15 protein-coding genes are annotated in these 15842 nt (G+C 37.8%); 5 read left to right on the forward strand and 10 right to left on the reverse strand.

Translation table 11 applies throughout. The annotated features are described in order from the left end of the window. Nucleotides 1–72: 72 nt before the first annotated feature. From D0T08_RS12660 to D0T08_RS12680, 5 genes are all read right to left on the reverse strand, one after another. Nucleotides 73–2682, reverse strand: a complete 2610-nt coding sequence (locus D0T08_RS12660; RefSeq protein ID WP_199538152.1) for an ABC transporter permease — start codon at nucleotides 2680–2682, stop codon at nucleotides 73–75. A gap of 66 nt (nucleotides 2683–2748) precedes the next feature. Continuing rightward, on the reverse strand, nucleotides 2749–3084 hold the full coding sequence (locus D0T08_RS12665; protein ID WP_116983006.1) for a PadR family transcriptional regulator: 336 nt from the start codon (nucleotides 3082–3084) through the stop codon (nucleotides 2749–2751). A gap of 301 nt (nucleotides 3085–3385) precedes the next feature. Next, complete coding sequence (locus tag D0T08_RS12670; RefSeq protein ID WP_116983007.1) at nucleotides 3386–3589, reverse strand: DUF2892 domain-containing protein; 204 nt, start codon at nucleotides 3587–3589, stop codon at nucleotides 3386–3388. A 40-nt stretch (nucleotides 3590–3629) separates the two neighbouring features. Next, on the reverse strand, nucleotides 3630–3848 hold the full coding sequence (locus tag D0T08_RS12675; RefSeq protein WP_116983008.1) for a DUF6132 family protein: 219 nt from the start codon (nucleotides 3846–3848) through the stop codon (nucleotides 3630–3632). A 156-nt stretch (nucleotides 3849–4004) separates the two neighbouring features. Then, nucleotides 4005–4253, reverse strand: a complete 249-nt coding sequence (locus tag D0T08_RS12680; protein WP_116983009.1) for a hypothetical protein — start codon at nucleotides 4251–4253, stop codon at nucleotides 4005–4007. Between the two features lie 229 nt (nucleotides 4254–4482). On the opposite strand from D0T08_RS12680, the gene D0T08_RS12685 reads away from it, so the two are divergent. The 4 genes from D0T08_RS12685 (at nucleotide 4483) to D0T08_RS12700 (ending at nucleotide 7569) form a co-directional block, all read left to right on the forward strand. Then, complete coding sequence (locus D0T08_RS12685; protein WP_116983010.1) at nucleotides 4483–5295, forward strand: DUF6597 domain-containing transcriptional factor; 813 nt, start codon at nucleotides 4483–4485, stop codon at nucleotides 5293–5295. Nucleotides 5296–5390: 95 nt separating this feature from the next. Further along, nucleotides 5391–6185: a nucleotidyltransferase domain-containing protein gene (locus tag D0T08_RS12690; RefSeq protein ID WP_116983011.1), complete on the forward strand. Its 795-nt coding sequence runs from the start codon at nucleotides 5391–5393 to the stop codon at nucleotides 6183–6185. Nucleotides 6186–6220: 35 nt separating this feature from the next. Then, on the forward strand, nucleotides 6221–6610 hold the full coding sequence (locus D0T08_RS12695; protein WP_116983012.1) for an STAS/SEC14 domain-containing protein: 390 nt from the start codon (nucleotides 6221–6223) through the stop codon (nucleotides 6608–6610). Then, nucleotides 6586–7569 carry a DUF1152 domain-containing protein gene (locus D0T08_RS12700; RefSeq protein WP_116983013.1) on the forward strand — a complete coding sequence of 328 codons (984 nt, stop codon included), beginning with the start codon at nucleotides 6586–6588 and terminating at the stop codon, nucleotides 7567–7569. Before D0T08_RS12695 ends, D0T08_RS12700 begins: the two co-directional genes overlap by 25 nt. Nucleotides 7570–7711: 142 nt before the next feature. Here the strand turns inward: D0T08_RS12700 and D0T08_RS12705 are convergent, their stop codons facing one another. From D0T08_RS12705 to D0T08_RS12715, 3 genes are all read right to left on the reverse strand, one after another. Beyond that, on the reverse strand, nucleotides 7712–8452 hold the full coding sequence (locus D0T08_RS12705) for a response regulator (RefSeq protein ID WP_116983014.1): 741 nt from the start codon (nucleotides 8450–8452) through the stop codon (nucleotides 7712–7714). After that, entirely contained in the window at nucleotides 8449–10152 is a 1704-nt protein-coding gene (locus D0T08_RS12710) for a sensor histidine kinase (RefSeq protein WP_158561259.1), read from the reverse strand. Before D0T08_RS12710 ends, D0T08_RS12705 begins: the two co-directional genes overlap by 4 nt. Nucleotides 10153–10734: 582 nt before the next feature. Continuing rightward, nucleotides 10735–12078 carry a flavin monoamine oxidase family protein gene (locus tag D0T08_RS12715; protein ID WP_116983016.1) on the reverse strand — a complete coding sequence of 448 codons (1344 nt, stop codon included), beginning with the start codon at nucleotides 12076–12078 and terminating at the stop codon, nucleotides 10735–10737. Nucleotides 12079–12207: 129 nt separating this feature from the next. Between D0T08_RS12715 and D0T08_RS12720 the strand changes: the two genes are divergently transcribed. Continuing rightward, the gene (locus D0T08_RS12720) at nucleotides 12208–13317 is read left to right on the forward strand and encodes a carboxypeptidase-like regulatory domain-containing protein (protein WP_158561260.1); all 1110 of its coding nucleotides are present in this window, start codon (nucleotides 12208–12210) and stop codon (nucleotides 13315–13317) included. Nucleotides 13318–13529: 212 nt separating this feature from the next. Here the strand turns inward: D0T08_RS12720 and D0T08_RS12725 are convergent, their stop codons facing one another. Further along, nucleotides 13530–14591 (reverse strand): serine hydrolase, encoded by a 1062-nt coding sequence (locus D0T08_RS12725; RefSeq protein WP_116983018.1) that lies wholly within the window; start codon nucleotides 14589–14591, stop codon nucleotides 13530–13532. A gap of 205 nt (nucleotides 14592–14796) precedes the next feature. Beyond that, on the reverse strand, nucleotides 14797–15348 hold the full coding sequence (locus D0T08_RS12730; protein WP_116983037.1) for a dihydrofolate reductase family protein: 552 nt from the start codon (nucleotides 15346–15348) through the stop codon (nucleotides 14797–14799). Between the last annotated feature and the right edge of the window lie 494 nt (nucleotides 15349–15842).

Consider the following 15842-nt stretch of genomic DNA (forward strand, 5'->3'; position numbering starts at 1 on the left):
AGCTTACTGTTTATTGAGTGATTTAGTGAATTAGTGGTTGAGTGATTTTGTAGAATTAGTTTAATCACTCATTCACTCATTTTTAAGTGTCTTCACCGGATTCATTAGCGCGGCTTTAATAGCTTGGTAACTGACAGTTAATAAGGTAATCAGTATAGCTCCCAATCCTGACAGAGCAAAAATCCACCATGATATTTCGATGTGATAGGTATATTTCTGCAACCAACTACTCATATAGTAATAAGAAATCGGAACCGCCAATAGAAGTGATACCAAAACAAATAGTACAAATTCTGTTGATAACAGACTCCATAAACTGAATACTGTTGCACCTAATACTTTGCGGATACCAATTTCTTTGATACGTTGCTCGGCTACGAAAGAAGCTAAACCAAATAAACCTAAGCAAGAGATAAGAATAGCCAGAACAGCAAAGAAAGTAGCCAGTTTACCAATACGGTCTTCTGTAGAAAACTTTATGGCATATTGCTGGTCTGTAAATTTGTAATCAAACGGGCTAGCCGGATTGAGCTTTTTAAATACTTCTTCTACCTTAGCCAATGATTCATTTGTACTCAACTCAGGGTTCAATTTGATACTGATTACACTTGACCAGTTATAATTCAAAATAAACACAGTTTGGTAGACTGGGTCAAAAGGTGAGTCCATTACCATATCCTTAATTATTCCTATAACCTGATACGGATTGCCATTCCATTTAATAGTTTTGCCAACCGGGTCTTTCAAACCCATATATCTGACTGCTGTTTCATTTAATACGATACCGGAAGAATCCGTCGAAAAGTCTCTGGAAAAATCACGGCCGTTGGTAAATTGCCAACCTACTGTTTTTCCAAAATCGTGCGTGACAGCAATAACTCCAAACTGTTCTTTAAAACCAGGATTTTTACCAGGCCAATCAAAGCCGATCAGTCTTGACCCTAACTTTGTGGTTGGAGACGACGATGTTGCCATTTCTACCACAGCACCTGTTCTTTTCAATTCATCCCGCAGTACACTATATTTCCCATATAATTCTGGCGTATTCATCCCAATAGTAATCATACTACTACGATCGTAGCCAATCGGCCGATTTTTGGCGTATTGTATCTGGCGGAAAACGATAATTGTGCCTATAATAAGCGTAATTGAAACAGTGAATTGAGTAACTACCAAAACTTTGCGAGGGATAGCTGCCAGACGCCCAGCCCTGAATGTGCCTTTTAATACTTTAATAGGTTGAAATGAAGAAAGATAGATTGCAGGATAACTACCGGCTATCAGACCTGTTAAAAGACTGAATCCAATACCTGCCAGCCAGAAAAGCGGCTCATTCCAGAGTAGCGATAACTTTTTATCAGCAACCTCATTGAAAAAAGGAAGCATAAGCAGTACGGCCATTAAAGAGAATAGAAAGGCAAAAGCAACCATCAGAATAGACTCACTAAAAAACTGGATGACCAATTGAGAACGAACAGAGCCGATTGCCTTGCGGATACCAACCTCTTTTGCACGTTTTTCAGAACGGGCCGTTGAGAGGTTCATGAAGTTGATACAAGCCAGAAGAAGTACGAATATGCCTATAATACCAAAGAGCCATACGTATTGAATCCTGCCTTCCGGATTACGGAATTTATCCCAGCCTCCGTACAAATGCCAACGACTCATGGGATGTAAAAAAATCTCAGGCTTCATATAAGCGGCCTCAGGAACATTTTTCACTCTTAAGTTTTTTATCTTTTTTGAAACTGTCTCAAAATCGGCTTTTGGAGCAATTTGCGCCAGAATTTGCCAGGAATTGTTACCCCAATTAGCATTAGGTTTAATCCAAGACTCCGATGAAACGTATAAGTCCCAGGGGGCAATAAAGGTCATATCCCGAAACTCTGTATTGTACGGGAAATCCTCGTAGATGCCCGTTACTTTCACATCTAGTTTATTATCAATCCTGACAATCTTGCCCATCGGGTCGTCATATCCGAAAATTGACTTAGCTACTGACTCCGACAATAAAATCGAATTCTGGTCTTTTAATCCTGCCCGCGTACCTCTGAGCATCTTCAGTGTAAGCATATCAGGTGCTTCAGAACTGAGGTAATTACCGGTTTTCATAAATTTTTTATCCCCTGATGCCAGAATATGTTCTCCTGTCCAGGAAGACATAACCACGTATGTGAAATCGTGTGAAAAATCAGTTTTTAGCGTAGTCCCTAATGGGATGGGCATATGCTCTCCTACACCAAATTCTCCGTTAGGGGTTGCACCTTGCATTACCTTTGCAATCCGGTTGTAGTTCTGGTAGTATTTGTTATAGGACAGTTCGTCATAAATCCAAAGCCCTATAAGTATAGCTACGGCCATACCCGAAGCCAATCCGAAGATGTTGATAAAAGAATAGCCCTTGTATTTGAGCAGGTTCCTGAATGCGACTTTAAAATAATTGCTTATCATAATTTGTATGTATAATTCGGTTGATACCTCCTTTTTTCGTCTTAAAGCAAAAGGTTTGATAAAGCTCAAGACTCCTTTTGCATACTCTTGCCGGGCTGTTTTCTCTCCAAATACTCTAAGATTCTTCTGAAATTTTTCATATAAATCTCCCTGCACCTCTTCCAATAGATGAGGCGCACAAAACCACTCTAACAATTGATCTGCCCAGCGGGGAGGTTTTGGCTTTTGCATATTTTTTTTCTTAGGGTAGAGGGTATAGAGCATTGGAAATTTTGCCCTTAGCCCCATATCCTCTGCTTATTGCAATGTTGAAAAAATTCTCAGCGGGATATTATCCCATAGACGGTTGCGCAATAAACGAATTTCGTCTAGTGTGCGGTTGCCCAAAGCTGTTACCGAAAACAATCGTTTCCTACGTCCTCCCCTTTCAGCCGTGGCATCTCCCATATAAGAGGATACCATGTTTTTTTCTTCCAGGCGGTGCAAAGCAGCATGCACTGCGCTGACACTCACCGATCGTCCAGTTTGTTCTTCTATTTCTTCAGTGATTGAAACACCGTAAGCCTTATCACCCATAATCGCAACGGTCAATAATACTATCTCTTCAAATTCACCTAAGTAAGTTCTTTTCATACAATTTTATTATTTCAACTTTTGTAGAACTAATAATACATACGTTTCAGCCTGGTTTTGCATTTTGTATGTAAAATTATATCAACTTTTGTAGAACAAATGATATGCCAAGCCGAAAAAGCATTTAAAACAGGGTATTTTAGCGTATTTATTTAAAATGAAGTGTCCGAAATCGTACAGTTAGCTTGTCCGAAAGCGTACGGTGAAGTAGAAAATCTTTGAATAATTTTGAAGATAAACGGTTCTAAAAACAAAAATCCCCTTGCTCAAGGCAACGGGATTCTCTGTCGTGGTAAATGTCTTATCCTTTTTTGTTATGCGTGTTTACACCTATAACGGAGTAAAGCGGGCAAAAACTTACAAGGCTGGTAATCAGGAAAATACTGGCTAAAGCCGCTGCTGAAATGCCCCATAACCCGGGCAATATATCAGTATAATACAAGCTTACTACAGCAAGGGCAACAATTATCCGAATCATACGGTCAATTTTACCAAGGTTTTTCATGTTCTAGAAGTTAGTATATTGTTATTTGCTTGAAACAATTTTAAGAATCGTTGTCCTGACTTTTTTTGTCAGGCATTACAAAACCTTTCACTACATCTCCAATCACAAATCCAAAATAAGCACCAATAGGGATCATAGTCTGCCATTGTGATTTTAATGGGCAAGTACCTGTTATACAGCCTATTTCTTTCCAGTATATATATCCTCCTATTGCTCCTAAGCCTGTACCAATCCACGCTAAAAACTTGATGTATTTCATATGCGCTTGCTTTAGGTTCTTTTACCGAATATCAAAAGTCATCATTTTTTTTCAATTATCCCTGTTTTTGTTTAATAAAATAATAAAATAGTACACTTATTATTAAACATCATTAATAATTGAGCGAATATTGATTAAAAATACATGAAAGCTGTTTTACTTCTTAAAAATCGAAATGTTCATCATTCCTACTTTAGGCGAAAAAGAAGAGTTGTATTTGAGTTTGGACTTATCCAATAGGTTAGCGAAGCGTTTTAGTTTATCATGAATGATATCTCCGTAGATTTTAATCATTAAGCAAATCTTGCAGTCACTTTCTATAATTTCCTGCGGACTGATTTCGCTTTTTTCCAGGGCATCCAATATCTGTGCCTGGAAGGCATCATTTGTGGCTTCTTTTTTCATGGCAATGGTTTTCTAATGGCTATAGGAGAATTTTCTTCCTGGCGATGTAAGTAAAGGTAGACAAAAAAATGTAAAAACCAAGCCAATCGGGATAAATCTATTATTAAGGTAGAGTTTTCTTATTAAAAGGTACTAAATAAATTTTCACTTGAAGTCTTTCTTACAGATTGTTAAAACTACTTTCAGATAATTATTTTTTAATTTATATTGCTTGTCAAATTATTCTACGATGTCTTCTTATCGCGCTTTTAAGCCAAACGACCTGCGTGGTACATTAAAGATGGCACATCCTAAAGGCTATCTGGCTAATTTTGTGGAGTTTTTCTGGCAGTCAGAGTTTGCTACAGATGGAAGTGATTTTATTTATAGCTATGCTCTACCTAATTATTCAGGTTTATTGTCTTTTAATTTATGTCATTCAAGCTGGTACTCATTTGAATTAATCCAACAAAAAACTTACACTTTTAGTAATAGCAAAATATTTGGTTCATTACCCCATTCATGCTTATGTAAGTATCCGAAAGGGCTTAAGCAAGCGGGAGTTAAACTAAAACCCGGTGCATTAAGCTTACTTTTAGGCATACCTGCTGAAGAGTTACAAGGTTTAAAAGCAGATATAGGTGACTTTTTCAGTACTGATTTATTGGAAGAGCAATTGAGTACAACTAATTCTTTTGCTGAACGAGTAAGGTATATGGAGGCCTTTTTTAATAAAAGCGTTCTTAACTCTTCTATCGATTATCGCTATCATCTAGTACAGGAAGCTTTAACCCGTTTTGATGCCTTTATGCCGTTTGGGAATGCTATCCGGCAGATTGCAGAGGATTTATGTGTTACGCCAAAATCGCTGAACCGATATTTTATGCACTGGGTTGGAGTGCCCCCTAAATGGTGTCTGAAAGTGCACCGTTTTACTAAAATGCTTGCAGCCTATCAGCAATTTTCTCATCATCTACCTTATGAGTTATACGGATACAACGACCATTCTCATTTATATAAAGATGCAATTAATCTGACAGGGCGACCTATCACTCATTTATAGTCAGATTGTCCGATTTTTACACAAGTGTTCCCCAAAGCTTTTTTACTTTTGTAGGAATTTTTGACGAGTAATTATTGGAAAAATCATTCCAGCATATGACATCATCTACAATTTTCGATTCATTTATTCAGCGAGTGATTGGCGTTATAGAAAAATCGCCTGATATGATAGGATTGGCAGTGGCAGGTTCGTGGATAACAAAAGAAACAGATGCCTTTTCTGATTTAGATTTAATACTGGTATCAGAGAACAATATCTCTCAAGACCCGGCTCAGATGAAAGCAATTGCCAATCAATTCGGCACAATACTTTCGGCATTCACAGGCGAGCATGTAGGCGAGCTAAGGGTATTGATTTGCCTATATGATGAGCCTCTGTTACACGTTGATCTGAAGTTTCTTTTACCGGACGAATTTTATGCAAGGGTAGAAAACCCGTTAGTCGTTTGGGAAAGAGAAAACCGATTAACAGAAATTATCAGACAAACTACATCAAATTGGCCTTATCCTGATTATCAATGGATTGAGGACCGTTTCTGGGTATGGATCCATTATGCTACTTTAAAAATAGGCAGGGGTGAATTATTTGAAACCCTTGACTTTATTTCGTTCCTGCGTACTATGGTGTTAGGCCCTTTACTGCTAATCAAAAACGGACATCAGCCCAGAGGTGTCAGGAAACTGGAAACTAAACTTTCTGCTACTGACCTGGCCGCCATACAAGAAACAGTAGCCACTTTGGACAAAAAAAGCCTGGTTACAGCTTTATGGAAATGTATATCGATTTATGAAGATTTACGCACACATTTGTTCAATGATTCTATTGAGTTAAAACCAGAAGCAGAAAAACGAGTGAAAGAATATTTACATTTGACAGCCAAATCTACCTAGGTAATTTACCTATCTTTATTGCAAAATAAGGATACATGACTATACCCACCGACAGACCCATTTATGAGGGAGAAATTGCTACCTATTGGTTTGATGAAAACATACTGGTTTCTTTATCTAAAAGTCCTAAGCGCACGGTAGAGAATATCAGCGGCAACGTGGTTTTGGTGAAAAAGATAACCAATAACACACCTGTGCCTTTACTCATCTACTTATCAGACTCTCCTGTGCCCGACAAAGCCACCCGTCAGTTTTCAACTCAGCAGATACCTGTTATTTATTCTGCGATGGCTATGGTATCGAAGCCCGGCTTGTCTAAGTTTATCATGAATATTTTATTTAGCCTGAAACCTCCGCCAATTCCGATGAAAAGTTTTTCAGATGTTCAAGAGGCCAGGGAATGGTTGTTATCTTTGTCGAAATGATTAATCTAGCTACCATACCCCTTTTTCAGAAACTTCATAACTCACAGAATATACTACTCTCTGGTGCGGGAGGTGGCTTTGATATTTACTGTGGTTTACCTCTTTACTTTGCCTTAAAAGCTCAGGGGAAGAATGTAATTTTAAGTAATTTGTCGTTTACCTTGCTTTCAAATACTTCTGCTACTGAAGTATTTCCCTCGTGCTGGCAAGTGAAAGCAACTAATCAGGTTTTGAATGGTTATAATTATTTTCCTGAGAAGTATCTCGCAGAATGGTTCTTACAGCAGGGCGAGTTGCTTACAATATATGGTTTTGAAAAAACAGGAGCTAATACCTTAAAAAATGCCTTTAACTTTATTAAAGACAAACACCAGATTGATACAGTGATTCTTATAGATGGTGGAACAGATAGCCTTTTACATGGTGATGAGGAAGAACTTGGCACACCCACCGAAGATAGTTGCTCTTTGGCAGGAGCTTTTTGCTCTGCTATTCCCAATAAATTCTTAGTATGCCTGGGCTTTGGTGTAGACCATTATCATGGGGTTTCACATTATTTGTTTCTTGAAAACGTAGCCACTCTTATACGAACCGGGGGGTTCTTAGGTACTTTTCAATTAATGAAAGAAATGACCGAATTTGAAAAGTACAAGCAGGCAGTAATTTATGCTAATGGACGGATGAGACTACATCCCAGCATTGTATCTAATTCTATTATAAGTGCCATTGAGGGGAAACACGGTGATCATCATGAAACAGAAAGAACCAAGGGGAGTGAATTGTGGATTAATCCACTAATGGGTATGTATTGGTGTTTTCAGTTAGAACAAGTTATAGAGCAACTCTTATACTTCGATTTTATCAAATCTTCTAATACATTTAACGAATTAAAAGATGGATTAGCTGAATTCAGACACACACTTACCGATTTTCGGGATAATAGAAAGATGCCCATCTGACCAAAAATAAAAAAGCCCCTTTACAGGGGCTTAAGGTATATTTAGGTAATAAGGTATTTTATCTGAATACTATATAGGTTGTGTTTATTGTTATAACAACTATTGTCGTTATTTGGTTCCTTTACTTATTTTTTGCCAAACCTTAGGGTGTTCTTATTACCGCCAGCTTCTTCATTAGTTCTGTTTTATTACTTTCGGGTATCTGAATCGGGCTTTCCTGATTTCTCATATATAAATGGTCTCGCTCTATACGCTCTATACAATTCAGATTAATAAGTAAAGATCTTGATAAACGATAGAAGTTAGACGTAGAAAAATACTGCGCCAGATGCCCCAGATTCATCGAAAATAAATAGGGACTAACTTCATTTATCAGATAAACTTTCACATAAGAGCCATCGGCTTTCAGATATAGCACATCCTGCTTACTGAGCTTTTTCAGGCCCTTATCAAAAGGCAGAAAAATAGTTTCGGCCATTACAGGATTAGGGCTAGCTGAAGTAGTAGCTTTGTAGTTATGATAAGCTAATTCTATTTGCAGGGCTAGTTCATTATGGCGGAATGGCTTCAACAGATAAGCTGCCGGTGAAGTATCTTTAGCCCGCTGAAAAGTCTGGCTTTCAGAATTAGCAGTCAGGTAAATAATGGGCATTGGGTGTAGTTTCACCAATTCAGCAGCTGTCTGCACTCCGTCATGAGTTGAGCCTCTCAGCATAACATCGACGATACCTATATCGGGCAATTGTTTTTTTAGAGAAACAATGGCTTCTTCAGAGTTTCTTGCTATTCCAGTAATGGTGTGGCCTGCTTTTTCTAGCGTTTCTTTAATATCTGTTCCTGTCATTACTTCATCTTCTACAATCAATATTTTTAGTGCACTCATAACAAAACGTCAGGTTTAAATTTCATGGTAAAGGTTGTGCCAGCAGAAAAGTTAAAGTTGTATGTACCCCGCATTTGCGCGACTTGCATCTGAATTAGTTTCATACCGAATGATTGCTTAACTGCTCCAACTAATAAATTGTTTTTCAGGCCTGGGCCATTATCTGCTATAGTCAATTCCAATTCGTCTTTTTCCTTATCACAAACTATAGTCAGGCGAGGATCTGGATTGTCAGGAAAAGCGTATTTACAGGCATTTGTTATTAACTCGGTAATAATTAAACCAACAGGTAAGGCCTGGTCGGCATTTAATTTCACAGGAATAACCTTATAATCTAATTCAACGTGCATATAGCCAAATGTCTGCAATACTACCTCTGCTATCTCTCTAATAAAATCGGCTAGATTAATAACAGCCAGCTCTTCTTTATCATATAATCTTCGATGGAGAATGGCCATTGATTCGATTCGAAGCAGGTTATTCTCTGTGGCTTGTTTGCTTGCAGCATCAGAAAACTGATTAGCTTGTAGGCTAAGAAGACTTGAAACTAATTGTAAATTATTCTTCACCCTATGATTTTGTTCCCTTATTAATACCTCATTACGCTGGCTGATTTGTTGATTCTTACGTGATAATTGGTAATAAAAGAAACCAAGTCCAGCCGTTAATAGAAATAAAGCCGCAAGTGTGCGTAAAAACAATTGTTGAGTGCGTGAATTTTCGTTCGATAAGGCTAATTCTTCATTCTTTTTTGTCAGTAATGCTTCTTTCTTCTGAGTTTCATATTCAATCTCTAATCGGGTAATGGCTCCCTCTTGGTCAGCCATTAATTCTTTTCTCTCCAGATCCTTTAGAATCTCTAAATGTATAAAGGCCTTTTCCCATTGTTTTGTGGCTTTGTAATAATTTACATAAGAGGTTTCCAGACTCCGAAGCCAGGCGTAATGATGAAGATGTTGTTTCTCATAAAATTGTTGTATCTGTTTGAGAATATCCGGTACCTTTTCAGGCTGATTAAAAGTCAGATAAGCTGAGGCTAAAAACAGCATGGCTGATACTCTTTCATTATCTTCTTTCAGGCGGGCGAACTCATTATAAGCATGCTGAAAGTAGGTAATGGCTCTAGGGTCTTTTTTTAATACCAGTAGCTTTCCTAATGAGATTTGTATATTAGCCCATCCAATGGAATCTTTTAATTGGATAGCTAGTAATTCGGCTTTTTTCTGATAAAAGAATGCAGAGTCTATATTGAATTGTATGTTTTTAGATGGTTGTACTCTATTTTTTAAGGATTCATCAACATATAACTCACCCAAACTTGAATAAGTGCGCATCAGTCCTGCATTTGATTTGGCTCGCTTAAAAATACCTTCTGCTATTTTTAACTGCTGGAAAGCCTCATCGAAATGCCCCTGCCTTTGTTCTTTTTCTTTTATTCTGATGTGTAAACGACCCAATTCGTAGGAATCACCGAATTTTTCCTGTATTCGGAGCGATTTCATAAACCATACGTGAGAAGTGAGAAAATTTCCGGCGCTTAATTCAATTTTACCTAATAAATAATACCCCTCTGCTATCTGCAGAGAGTCTTTTTTCAGGATGGCTACTTTTAAAACACTATCTGCATAAGCTATTTTTCTGATATGCTCAGCAGAATAGATCGTTTTCTGTGCAACAACCGCACGTAATCCTGTAAACAAACTTATGACTGTTATTAAATAAAAGACTTTATAGGGTGGCATGAAAAAGGAATTACTAGCCAAAGCTAAAGAAAAAAAATGAAGGAAAATATCTTCATCTGGAAAAACCATAATTTGGCAAAGTAATGAAACGACTTCACAAAGTATCAGTTGACTGACATGCTTTTGTTGATGTATTTTCGGGCATCCAAACTATAGAACCCAAAAAAACAGCTGTACTAAAGTCATTAATTATCCCACTCTTTTTTATAAAAAGCCAAGAATCAGAAAACGGAATTGTGTACTCAGGAACGAGGTATTAATTATAGCATTATTCATTTGATTAAGATAGGCCTACCATCTATTATAAGGAAAAATCGCTACGTTTAATTATTTCTCAATCAGATAAAATAATTTCATTTTATATACTAACAAATACAGCTTTATTAAAATTAACGCTGGAAAAATTGCGCTAATAAGGCAAAGAGTATGTCTTTATTGCGGTGACTAAACTTTATCTAATTTTATTAAGGCCTTGATGCAGTGATGTATCAAGGTTTTTATTTTGTCATCTAAAAGTCGAGCTAAATGAAATGATAAGATTTAATTATTGATTATCTCTCTCGCCACCCTTTCGCCAGAAAGAATCGCCCCTTCCATATACCCATTCCAGACATCTGATGTTTCAGTACCTGACCAGTGGATATTGCCCACAGGTTCACGAAGAGTTTTTCCGACTGACGTCCATACGCCTGGTGGCATCAATCCGGCATAGCAACCACGGGTAAATTCTTCTTCTGTCCAACTGTGATCCAGATATTTAATTGGGTTGCGAGCCTTTTCTCCATAAAATCTGACAAATGTATCTAAGACAGAAGCCTTACGGGCTTCGGGTGAGAGTTGTGCAAAATCTTTGGCCTGATTGCCTAATACAAAACCCATCATAATGCCTTTGCTTTCATCTTTTGGCGAATTATCGAAAGTAACCGTCACGTAACCTTTATCAGTAGCTGACAAGCCATTTAGTCCTTCTTCCCGCCAGAATGGCTTATCATAAATAGCATACGTTTTCCAGACGGTACCCATTGGCATCCGTTGCGTCAGTTGTTCCCGATTGGCTGGCATTGATGGTGAATAATGAATAAGCCCGGCAAGTACAGGTGGTAAAGCCACTATTACTTTTTTGGCTGTTAGCTCAAAATCATCTCCTTTTACTGTCACCAGATTATCTTGCTGACTGATAGCACGCACCACACTATTTAGCCGGATATGTTCTTTAAAGGTTTCTGCTAATCTCAATGCAGGCTGAGAAGCCCCACCAACCAGTCTTTCTTCCTGCGCTCCGTTTTTTACATTCATCAAGGTATCTAAATCCCTGCACGACTTGGTATAAAACAGGGCATGGAGCATTGAAATTTCGTTAGGATCAGCTGCCCAGATGGCTTCTGCGGCTAACTTAAACATTACCTTGGCTGTTTTGAACGACATCTGTTTGTCCATCCAGGTTGCCAGTGTTATCGAATCATAATATGCAGCATTGGGAGTATTCCAGGGGTTTTGCAAATCGACTGTCTTAGCCAATTTATTCATGCGCTTAATAGCAAAATCCAGACTCAACAAAGCCCCAATCGGCAAAGGCGGAATGATTCCTTTATAATGTTTCAGTTTATTATTATAGAGCAAGGTACTTTTTCCCTCATCATAGGTCGGGAAAGTCTGTACGCCAAACTCTTTCGCCAAAGCATACATTCTATCCTGCGTTGGCCCTACCCATGCTGCCCCTAAATCTACGTAGCTTCCATCTTCAAAATGTTGTGTGTGTACCCGCCCCCCTACCCTGTCGCGGGCTTCTAATAAGATTACTTTTTTACCTGCTTTGATTAATTCACGGGTAGCAGTGAGTCCGGCATAGCCGGCTCCGATAATGATGGTATCGTAGGTTTGCATATAGGTTAAACGATTGAAGACGTGTCCCGAATTTGAGTATTTTATTTTTCTCCACAAAAAAATTGAGAATCTTTTATGGAAAATTTTCAATGCCTGCATCAATCAAGCAAAAACCTAATTTTTGCATCTATGAAACAATCTTTCCAACTTAATATTGAGAATCCCTGTCATGAACAATGGGAATCGTTTACGCCTACAGCCAACGGAGGTTTCTGCGCTTTGTGCCAGAAAAATGTGATAGATTTTAGTGAAATGTCTGAAAGCCAGTTGGTGGCTTTCTTTCGAGACCGTTTGAACTCCTCTCAGAATCTTTGTGGTCGTTTCAGAGAAAACCAATTAAAGAAAAACTATAAGATAGAAGAATGGTTTCCGACATGGCGTGTACAAAACAACGAGGTACAATATGAGATTCCGGTAGCTACTATTGCCGAAAAAAGACATAAACAAGCCATAAGATTACCATTGATTCAGCATAAGAAAGTAGTGCGCAATATGGCGGCCGCCATATTGACTCTATTGTGCATTGTAGAAGGATTAGGGCAGAATCGGATAGTGTCAGGACAGGTAGTAGATGCATATGCTAAGGAAGCACTGCCGGGGGCTACCATTACAATTAAGGGTACAAAAAGAGGAACGGTGTCAGATGAAAACGGGTATTACAAGATAGAAGTATCTGACAATGATATTCTGGTATTTGGTTCAATTGGCTACAAGGAAGTGCAGGAACAAGTTGCCGGAACTAAAGGTCAAATAAAAATAGAAATGGAGGAAGAAGTAACGACATTAGGCGAAATTGTTATTGCCGGAATTACTCCAGAGCGATATGGATATAGATTAGGTGGTGTTGCTTTCTGCAGCGTCACTACTTTTGAGAAACCTCTTCCTCCTAAAAAATATGCAAGCAAGATAGCTGTCTGGGGCAATGCCGTGCAGAACGAGGAATTAATGCTAGTACCTGAATTGGTGGCTTTAAAAGATTCAACAGGTAATTCTTTTGAGCGTGTCAATGAAGAAAAATGTTTCAGAGAAAATGGATTTCAACAAATAACAAGTGTTCAACTGTATGATTATTCAGGTAGAATTTTTCAGGAGAGATTTACTAAACTGAACGATGGGATGATTAGTGTTGATGTACGCGACATTCCTAGAGGAACATATATTGTTCGTGTTATTTACAAAAATGAAAGAAGTCTGACTGAAAACGAGATTTCATCAACACGAATACTAATTGAGAGATAATTAGACTGTGACAAAAAGGTTTGAGATTAATATATGGCATGTGGGTTTGATTTTGAGGGAATAATGCCCAGTGTCAGTTGTTCCACGCAACTTAGCTTCTTACAATAATTAAATGAAATACTGCTGTGATTAATGGATGAGGCTTGAATGGTTGATTTGAAAAGAGTGGGAAGGATAATCTTCCCTCTTCTTTTGTTATTATAGAGCCTCATTTATTTCTTCTTTACATACGGAAGTATGTTTTTGATTAAGACTTCAAAAGGCAGTTTTGATTTCCATGACCCAAAACTATTACCTGTAAACACCACAACAAGGTCCAGGTCTGCGATACTCATAAAATACTGTCCGCCATTTCCGGAAGAAAAAACCACATTATAGCTGAATTGATCAGTAACCATTTTTTCGTTATACCAATAATATCCATAATAGGTGGGTTGCGGAGAGACATGCTTTGCTTTTGATATGCCTACGTTCGAAAAGTCCTCAATTTTAGTAATTGGTTTTGTAGACTCTTCAATCCATCTTTTAGAAAGGATTTGCTTATTCTGCCACATGCCTTTGTTTAAAACTAATTGTCCGATTTTTTGCATGTCAATTGGTTTCATGTAAAAGGAACCAGCTGTCATAAAGTGGCCTGTCGGGTCTTTTGTCCATCGGTAATCTGTAATACCCAGAGGCTTAAACAAAAAAGTTTCTGCAAATTTAGCCAGTGGCATTTTGGTTGCTGATTCAATAATTCCTCCAATAACCATTGGCGCCGATGAATTGTAAGCCCAAAACGTTCCCGGTTTATGAGCCATAGGAAGGTCTAGCGAAAATTTAAGCCAGTCTTTGGTCAATTCCATTTCATCTTCGCAATCTTTGGTGCTATTCCATTCTTCACAATCAAAGCCAGCTTTCATTTCGAGCAAATCCTTTATAGTCATGTCCAGCTTATTATGCTCTAAATTTTTAAATGAACGGTACTGCGGGAAAAATGTATATACCTTTTCATTAACACTTTTGATATACCCTTTGTCAATAGCAATACCCATCAGCAGGCTGGTAATAGACTTGAATGAAGAGCGGGTATCGTGTAGGGAATTTTTACTCAATCCATTAAAATAATGTTCATAAATAATCTTATTGTGTTGAGCGACAACAATCCCGTCAATATTGGGATATTTTCCTTTTTCAATAGCCTGCATAGCTGTATCAGGAAATATACTTTTATTCTGTGAAAAGGAAGTAAAGGGAATAAGTAAGACAAGGGAAATACAAATGAGATTTCTCATCAGGTAGGTTGTGTTTATTTTAGATGGTCTATACGTTATATCCAATACGTTTATACGAATCAAATATTACTATTAGATGCCCGAAAAAATAAATAAAAGTTTTATAGAGGCTGATTTGAAAAAGAGTGAGAAGATAGACTTCTCACCCTTTTGTATATAAAATGTATCTTCTTGATTACTTTAAAAGTATTATACCTTTCAGCTATTACTTTACATAATGAAGCGCCACGCATCCTGATTTTAAAACCTTTGATTCAACTAGTTGCAAATCTAATGTTTCTACTAAGTTAGTTCTGTCGAAAAGGCGTCTCCCTGCTCCTGCAATAATAGGTTGGATAACGAAATGAAATTCATCTACTAAACCCATTTCTATCAGCTGTGATGGGAGGTCTACACCGCCAAGCAAAATATTCCTGCCTTCCTGCTGTTTCAGTTTTATTATTTCGTCCCTAAGATTTGTCCGGACAATTCTTGTTTTTTCGTCTTCAGCTGTCTCTAAGGTTCGAGAAAAAACGAGCTTATCTTTGGAGTCAAATACTCTGGCAAATTCGTTCGCTACTTCGTCCATCGACTGGTTTCTTGCCACATTTGGCCAGAAAGGAACCATCAGTTCGTAAGTGATACGTCCATAGACGAGTAAGTCACCTTCTCGCATAAAATCCGTAAAATATTCATGTACATCTTCGTAGCCGCCCCCTTTGGTATGGTCACAACAACCATCCAAAGTTAAGTTGATACCATAGATTAGCTTTCTCATTGAATTAAGTTTTGATTTTTCTAAAGTTAGGTTATTTCCCATTTAGATTCTTTATGATTATACAATTTTAGCTCAATTTCATTTTTAAGTATAAGGCCATCTATTATAAGGCAACAGCATAGGCAATTATTCCAAACCATTATTCAGGTTGGCCGCTACGCGAAGAATATCGCAACAGTCTGATTATACCAGAAACCTCCTCAAACATTTTGAAAACCGAATCTTAAGTAGGAAATTTAGGAGACGCCCAGTTGGGACGCCAGTCTTGGATAACAGTCTGCAACCAGCCGTCTGCATAGCCACTATTGAAATGGAGAAGAAAAAGAACTCAAGCATAATGCAGATAATTTCAGAGTCTGGGCAAGTAACAGCCACTCAAGCAGCAGTGGAAAAGGTTACCAATATGTGCACTGCCCCCAAAAAGTTAGACACATCTTGAGGGTATTTGTATGAGAAAGAGAAACAAATATACTTATGAGTTTAAGCTTCACTGT

Source organism: Emticicia sp. C21 (assembly GCF_003418935.1).
GTDB lineage: Bacteria > Bacteroidota > Bacteroidia > Cytophagales > Spirosomataceae > Emticicia.

What these genes read in the sequence shown, in the direction of transcription:
- D0T08_RS12690 (WP_116983011.1), top strand. Translation starts at nt 5,391, where the DNA reads ATGACATCATCTACAATTTTCGATTCATTTATTCAGCGAGTGATTGGC.
- D0T08_RS12715 (WP_116983016.1), bottom strand. Translation starts at nt 12,078, where the DNA reads ATGCAAACCTACGATACCATCATTATCGGAGCCGGCTATGCCGGACTC.
- D0T08_RS12675 (WP_116983008.1), bottom strand. Translation starts at nt 3,848, where the DNA reads ATGAAATACATCAAGTTTTTAGCGTGGATTGGTACAGGCTTAGGAGCA.
- D0T08_RS12725 (WP_116983018.1), bottom strand. Translation starts at nt 14,591, where the DNA reads ATGAGAAATCTCATTTGTATTTCCCTTGTCTTACTTATTCCCTTTACT.
- D0T08_RS12660 (WP_199538152.1), bottom strand. Translation starts at nt 2,682, where the DNA reads ATGCAAAAGCCAAAACCTCCCCGCTGGGCAGATCAATTGTTAGAGTGG.
- D0T08_RS12705 (WP_116983014.1), bottom strand. Translation starts at nt 8,452, where the DNA reads ATGAGTGCACTAAAAATATTGATTGTAGAAGATGAAGTAATGACAGGA.
- D0T08_RS12665 (WP_116983006.1), bottom strand. Translation starts at nt 3,084, where the DNA reads ATGAAAAGAACTTACTTAGGTGAATTTGAAGAGATAGTATTATTGACC.
- D0T08_RS12685 (WP_116983010.1), top strand. Translation starts at nt 4,483, where the DNA reads ATGTCTTCTTATCGCGCTTTTAAGCCAAACGACCTGCGTGGTACATTA.
- D0T08_RS12670 (WP_116983007.1), bottom strand. Translation starts at nt 3,589, where the DNA reads ATGAAAAACCTTGGTAAAATTGACCGTATGATTCGGATAATTGTTGCC.
- D0T08_RS12730 (WP_116983037.1), bottom strand. Translation starts at nt 15,348, where the DNA reads ATGAGAAAGCTAATCTATGGTATCAACTTAACTTTGGATGGTTGTTGT.
- D0T08_RS12680 (WP_116983009.1), bottom strand. Translation starts at nt 4,253, where the DNA reads ATGAAAAAAGAAGCCACAAATGATGCCTTCCAGGCACAGATATTGGAT.
- D0T08_RS12695 (WP_116983012.1), top strand. Translation starts at nt 6,221, where the DNA reads ATGACTATACCCACCGACAGACCCATTTATGAGGGAGAAATTGCTACC.
- D0T08_RS12700 (WP_116983013.1), top strand. Translation starts at nt 6,586, where the DNA reads ATGGTTGTTATCTTTGTCGAAATGATTAATCTAGCTACCATACCCCTT.
- D0T08_RS12720 (WP_158561260.1), top strand. Translation starts at nt 12,208, where the DNA reads ATGAAACAATCTTTCCAACTTAATATTGAGAATCCCTGTCATGAACAA.